Origin of the sequence: Petrotoga sp. 9PW.55.5.1, from assembly GCF_003265365.1 — a bacterium.
In the GTDB taxonomy this organism is placed as follows: Bacteria; Thermotogota; Thermotogae; order Petrotogales; family Petrotogaceae; genus Petrotoga.
Map to the genome: position 1 here is coordinate 1 of NZ_AUPM01000040.1, position 6,521 is coordinate 6,521.

The 6,521-nt window shown below is 29.9% G+C and carries 4 protein-coding genes and 1 pseudogene; 1 reads left to right on the forward strand and 4 read right to left on the reverse strand.

Features of this window, described 5'->3' with window-relative positions; translation table 11 throughout:
• Window positions 1-295, forward strand: a pseudogene (locus tag PW5551_RS06145) (hypothetical protein); the annotation flags it as partial.
• Between the two features lie 359 nt (window positions 296-654).
• On the opposite strand, the gene PW5551_RS06150 reads toward PW5551_RS06145, so the two are convergent.
• The 4 genes from PW5551_RS06150 to PW5551_RS06165 all read right to left on the reverse strand — a co-directional run bounded on the left by PW5551_RS06150 (window position 655) and on the right by PW5551_RS06165 (window position 6,140).
• On the reverse strand, window positions 655-2,715 hold the full coding sequence (locus PW5551_RS06150; RefSeq protein WP_113074917.1) for an Eco57I restriction-modification methylase domain-containing protein: 2,061 nt from the start codon (window positions 2,713-2,715) through the stop codon (window positions 655-657).
• A complete protein-coding gene (locus PW5551_RS06155) occupies window positions 2,696-3,580 on the reverse strand; it encodes a DNA methyltransferase (RefSeq protein WP_113074918.1) in 885 nt (294 codons plus the stop codon). The genes PW5551_RS06150 and PW5551_RS06155 overlap by 20 nt, the downstream gene beginning before the upstream one ends.
• A gap of 36 nt (window positions 3,581-3,616) precedes the next feature.
• Window positions 3,617-5,686, reverse strand: a complete 2,070-nt coding sequence (locus PW5551_RS06160) for a heavy metal translocating P-type ATPase (protein WP_113074919.1) — start codon at window positions 5,684-5,686, stop codon at window positions 3,617-3,619.
• 67 nt (window positions 5,687-5,753) lie between these two features.
• A complete protein-coding gene (locus PW5551_RS06165; RefSeq protein ID WP_113074920.1) occupies window positions 5,754-6,140 on the reverse strand; it encodes a metalloregulator ArsR/SmtB family transcription factor in 387 nt (128 codons plus the stop codon).
• Window positions 6,141-6,521 lie beyond the last annotated feature (381 nt).

Here is a 6,521-nt window from a genome sequence, read left to right on the forward strand (position 1 = left end):
GGAACAGTACATAAGCAAACTAAAAGAGGTGATACGAATGACAAGAATAGGAGCTTCATTGTTTGAAGAAGGAATTGAAAAAGGTAAAGAAGAAGGTAAACTGGAGGGTAAACTGGAGGGTAAACTGGAAGAAAGGAAAGAAGTTGTGGTGAAATTATTAACAAAAAGATTTGGAAAAGAATTTTCCAAAGAATTGCAAGGCAAAATTCTAAAAACCGATGAAAAAACAATTGATTATATCATGGATAATCTATTAGAAATAACCATTGACGAATTAAAAGATATTTTAGAGTGAAATCATAAAACTTCCTAAATAATTATTAATTTATTTCTTGCAAAAAATTTAGGTTTAATTCCCCTTTTTGAAGGGTTAATATAATAGAATTCGCCTGTTGAGAGGTTTATTGGTTTTTATTCCCCTTCAAGGAAGGGGAATTGAACAGCAGAAAAAACTTGGATGCCTGGCTCCTGTTGAGTTCAGAAACCAAGCATCCAGTTGTATATAGTTTTTTATTAATTTTCGTGTCTACTTGACATGGGGCAGTTCATATATCAGCCCTTTTATTCTTGAAAAGAAAGTCAATTATTTGGCGGTCATTTCAGGTACATTTTAAATAATATAAAGGAATATAAAGAAAGCAAAGAATTATAGAATTAATCCTCAAAGAAGGCTTCTTTGTTTTGTAATACACCTTTTTCGAAGTTTATGTTGAAGTTTTTTGATGCAAAGAAGTTTATAAGGTTTTTAATTTCTTTAGTTTGAGGTTGTTTTTTTAAGAAGTTGATAATATTTTTTTTAGTGTTTTGATTGATATTATGGTAATGGACAAAAATACTATATTTTTTGTTTCCTATTTTCCAAATAAGAGGCCTATTCTTATACAATTTTTCATGGTTTTTTTGGTAATTATTAATTAAGTATCTTTCAATCTCTTTTTTTATTATTCTTTCAATTTGGTTTCTTTCATCAAAAACCAAATTCATTATTTTATCTTCACTTTCTTTTGAAAAACCTAAAGGAATAAATCCTTCATTAGATTGTAAAAGGTACTTTTGAACATCCCTGTCTATTTTTAAATAAGCTAACTCTTTTAAATTTTCATCTAATTCAATATTTTTTAAAACTGAAAGTGGATTTTTTAGTAATATTTCAGCTTTGGTTTTTATATAATTTATATACTGCTCTCTATTGCGGTTTCTATTTGAATCATTTTGTTGACGGGGAAATTCTTTTAAGTTGGTTATATAAAAATGTTTAATTGATTTTTCAATATTTTCTAATATTTTTACATTTAATCCCATTTCGTGTGCAAACTCTTCATTCAAAAAATCTCTTAAAGAAGGCAGACTTTCTATATCTTTTATTGAATCTAGTGGATAAAAAGAAACAGGAAGGTCTACTATGTTATATATCTTACTATAACAGTTTCTTTCTAAGCCATATAAATTATAAACCAAAGTATCTATTAACCCCTCAGAAAGCAAAAGATAAGTATCTAATATATTTTTTGATTCTATAAAATTATAGATACTTTCAAAATTGCTCAGGGTTTGATCATTAAAATGAAGTTCTGTAGGGAATATTTCCAAATTTTGCTTTTTTATTGCAACATTTAATCTTGATAGATTTTCAAGAGTTTCATTTTCATAAGTATTTTTAAATATAGATTCTGGTATAGGAATCTTTTTTAAATCCCCCACTTCTAAATCGACGCTTCCCGCTATAAATTTCTCTAAATACTTAAAAAAACTGCTATTAAGTAAGGCTAAAAATCTAAAAATATGATTTTTATCAGAGAAAAAAATAGAACTTCCCTTGCAATCAAACATAAAGTTGGGGGGTAAATAACGAAAGGTTGCTCCTTTAGAGGTGGTCATGGTATAAGTTATTCCCTCTCTGAAGTAATACTTCCTATTTGGAAGTTTGTTTCCCATTTTAGAAAGCAAGTTATAATTTTCTTCATCAAAAGCTATAACCCACCATAGGTTTCCATACCAATTATTATATGGTCCTCCTTTTGTATAAGGCACCCATTTTTTTTCATCTTTTATATGGTTAAAACTTATGTCCTCTCTTTTTACTTCCCAAAAGTATCTCAAAAATTTTTGGTTATCTCCCGTAGCAATACCTTGTCTTACCTCGGCGTATTTTTCTAAACCTTTATGTTCAAAAGTTACAATAATTTTTGGATCAACCCAATAAATAAAAGGTATTCTTGGGATTTTTAAAAACTTCTTTTTATCTATGTAATGAACATACTTAGAGATATAAAGCTTATCTTTTTCTTTCCAAATTTTATACAAGGCTTCTTTTTTTGCATCTTTTCCCTTAACACCTGTTAGATTGATATATTCTCCAATCTTCTCTTCTTTGCCTTTTTTTAATACAAACATCGTTGTATCTACAAGGGCACTTTCAAAAACTCCACCCAGACCAAAATGTACCAATTTTTCTATTTGAAAATTTTCTAAAATAAACTTTCTTGTTTGCTCATAGCTGCTAATAAACATAAAAGTTTGTGGAGTTATCATGCCAACATACCCATTGTTTTTGACTAAATCATAACTTTTTCTTATAAAGCAAGAATAAAGATTCTTTCTAAAATCTTTGTAATCTTTATTTATAAAATCTTTTAAAACAAGGGAATAGTCAGAAGAATCAAGATACGGTGGGTTAGTAAGAACGATATCGTATTCAGAAGAAAGTATGTCCAAAAGTTTTTTTTTGCGTCTTATTGTTAGAATTTTTCTCTTTTAATCTTAGAATATCTTCTTTTTTAGTTAAACTTCCCAACACTGAAAGTTTTCTTGAAAGAAAGTTCTTTTCATTCTCGTTTTTTAAACTCGTTATATTTGTTTCTAAATCCATTGTTTGCTCATCTTCTAAAGATTTCAACTTCAACAATAAATTTGTAACTTCAACAGAATTTGAATCAACATCAAACCCGTATAAGTTATTAGAAATAATTATCTTTGCGGTTTCTTGTTTTGAATATCCTTTCTTTAAATAAATATCTCTGAGATAATCGTATACTCTTAAAATAAAATTCCCGCATCCACACGCAGGGTCTATGATTTTTATACTTTCAATATCAATATCAGGATTATTCCTAAAATAATTGTTCAAAGAGTTTTCTATCAAATAATCCGCTATCCATTTGGGAGTATAAAACTGTGAAAGATTGTTGTTTTTATCATTGATAGAATTGTTGTAGTATTCATAACTCCATGAAATGATCTCTTCATTTTTCCAATCATTTTCTTTGACTAACAATAATAAATCAGATATTTCTTTAAGTATTTGTGGAGAAATCTTATTTTTTATCTCATTTAGTATATAGAAATTATCAAAATTCTCATTTAAAAATCTTATACCTTCTAAATATTTTGAAGTAATATTATAATTTTTACCGTTCGTATTAAAAAGGTAAAGGGATGGCTTTATTAATTGTTTGGTTTCTAGAACTTTTAAAAAAATCGAACTCAAAAAAATTTGCAAATTAAGTTCTCTATCTTTTGAAACCTTTTCAAAAAGCAGACCTTTCAAGCTCAAAGACATTTTTTTTACTGACTTATTCAAAAAGAAGCCACCTCTAACATTTATTATTATAAAAAATTACCTAAAAATTCTCAGTGAGTTAAATATAGACAGCAAAGTTACTCCTACATCTGCAAAAACTGCTCCCCACATATTGGTTAATCCAAAAGCTGCTAAAGTCAGGAATAATACTTTTATTGTTAAAATAATCGCCAAATTTTGCCAAATTATTTTTGAGGTCTTTAATGAAACATTTTTTGCTTCTACCAATTTTAAAAGATCATCTTCCATTATAACAACATCAGCTGCTTCTATCGCTGCATCAGAACCTAAACCGCCCATGGCAATACCCACATCCGCTCTTGCCAAAACGGGAGCATCATTTATTCCATCTCCAACAAAACCAACCGAAGGTTTTTCTTTTAGGTATTGTTCCAATATCTTCACCTTATCTTCAGGAAGTAATTTTGCATAATATTCATCTATTCCAAGATATTTAGCTACTTTTTGGGCAGTTTTTTTATTATCCCCTGTTAAAAGCACTGTATTTTTAATCCCTATTTCTTTTAATTTCTTAATGGTATCTTTCGAGGTCTTTCTTATTTTATCAGATATTTTGATATAACCAGCAAAATTATTGTTATAAGCTATATATGCTATTGTACCGTCAGTATCTAGAAAAGGAGTTTTAATCCCATTTTCTTCTAGTAAATCTTTATTACCAATAAGTATGATATTTTCTTTTATTCTTGCCTTAACACCTTTTCCTGCAACTTCTTCATATTCATCTATAATATCTTTCCCAATATCCCTATTATAATACTCTTTAATAGATTTTGCTATTGGGTGATTAGAATAATTCTCTGCATGTGCTGCTAGTTCTAACAATTTGTCTTCTTTTATTCCATTGTAACTTTTTATCTCGGAAACTTCAAAAACCCCCTCTGTTAAAGTTCCTGTTTTATCGAAAACCAAAGTTTCCATGTTTTTTAAAGTCTCTAAATAATTTCCTCCTTTAACAAGTACCCCCTCTTTTGATAATCTTCCAATCCCAGCAAAATAACTAAGTGGAATAGAAATAACTAAGGCACACGGGCAAGAAATCACAAGAAAAATCAATCCCCTATAAAGCCAGTTAATAAAAGGGTCTCCAGTTAATAAAGGGGGAACAATGGCTAAAGTTATAGCAGAAAATACAATTATTGGTGTATAATATCTTGCAAATTTAGTTATAAATTTCTCAGTGTTAGCTTTCTTACTTGACGCATTTTCTACAATCTCTAAAATTTTAGAAAAAGTAGATTCCTTATACTCTTTCAAAACCTTTACCGTAATAACCCCACTAAGATTGATAGAACCACTTAAAATCTCATCATTTACTTCAATACTTCTTGGAATAGGCTCCCCTGTCAAGGCAGAAGTATCAACAGCAGAATTTCCTTTAACTGCAACGCCATCTAAAGGAACTTTCTCGCCAGGTTTAATTAAAATCAACTGACCAACTTGTACATCTTCGGGTGAAACTTTTGATATTTTATCTTCAACTAAAAGATTTGCATAATCAGGCCTCATATTAAGCAAAGATTTAATAGATTTCCTTGAATTATCAACCGCCATATCCTGAAATAATTCACCAATCTCATAAAAAATCATAACCCCAACCGCTTCAGGGAATTCACCAATTGCAAAAGCACCAATCGTTGCCACACTCATAAGAAAATTTTCATCAAAAACTGTTCCATTTCTAATATTTTTAAATGCCTTAAACAAAACTTTCCAGCCTGAACTTAGATAAGAAACAGTGAATAATGATATTTTTAAGAAAAAAGGTTCTCTTATTAAAATAGCAGTCACAAAAATAATCAAACTAAAAACTAATCTTCTGATAGAACTTTTTCTCTCATTTTCTTCATCATCAACTTCTTTAAGCTTTTCTTTATCAAGAACCTTTACATCTGGTTCTATTTTTTTTACTATCTTTTCAATCTCCTCTATCTTACTCTCATTATCTATTTTAAACTTGAGGGTCTTAGAAACAAAATTAACGCTAACATCCTCTATTCCATCCAACTTCTTAACGGAATCTTCTATCTTAGTAGCGCAATTAGCACAACTCAATCCTTCTAAAATGACTTCTTTTCTTTTCATAAAACCTCCCCTTAAGTCAATATTATCTATGAACATATGAATACATATTCATATATTTTGAAAAAAATCAAAACTCTTTAATGTGAGAAAAACCGACATCTAGAATTTCTTGTACGTGTTCATCGTTCAATGAATAATAAACGACCTTTCCTTCTTTTCTAAATTTTACCAAATTTGCTTGCCGTAAAATTCTTAACTGATGAGAAATAGCCGACTGCGTTTTATCTAGAAGCTTTGAAAGATCGCAAACACACAACTCATCTGCATTGAACAATGCATAAAGAATTTTCATTCTAGTCATATCTCCCATAACCTTAAAAAAGTCTGATAATTTCAATAACAAATCTTCACTGGGAGTATTTTCTTTTACTTTATTAATAACATCATCGTGAACTTCATGAACCTCGCAAACACCTGATTTTTCATATCTTTTAGCATCAGCTGGAACACTCATTCATATCACCTTGATAAAAATAGATAAAAATAATTGAACAATCGTTCATACATATTATACCACATTTTGTCTTAGAATTTTACCATCCGCATTAGATCATCGGTTCTATTCCCCTTCCTCGAAGAAGTAATTGTAATAGAAATTCCTCTCTTTAGAGGGGTGGATGCGACGTTCTTTGTCGCAGCCGGGGTATGGCTGCAGACAGGGTAGTCGTTGCTATTCCCCTTCCTCTATTTCAGAATTTCTTTTAATTCGCCTATGCTTTTGATTTTGAAGTAAAATTCCCCTTCCTCGAAGGGGTGGATGCAGCGTTTTATGCTGCAGACGGGGTAGTCAGTTCTATTCCCCTTCCTCGAAGGGTGGATGCAGCGTTTATGCTGC

What these genes read in the sequence shown, in the direction of transcription:
- PW5551_RS06160 (WP_113074919.1), bottom strand. Translation starts at nt 5,686, where the DNA reads ATGAAAAGAAAAGAAGTCATTTTAGAAGGATTGAGTTGTGCTAATTGC.
- PW5551_RS06165 (WP_113074920.1), bottom strand. Translation starts at nt 6,140, where the DNA reads ATGAGTGTTCCAGCTGATGCTAAAAGATATGAAAAATCAGGTGTTTGC.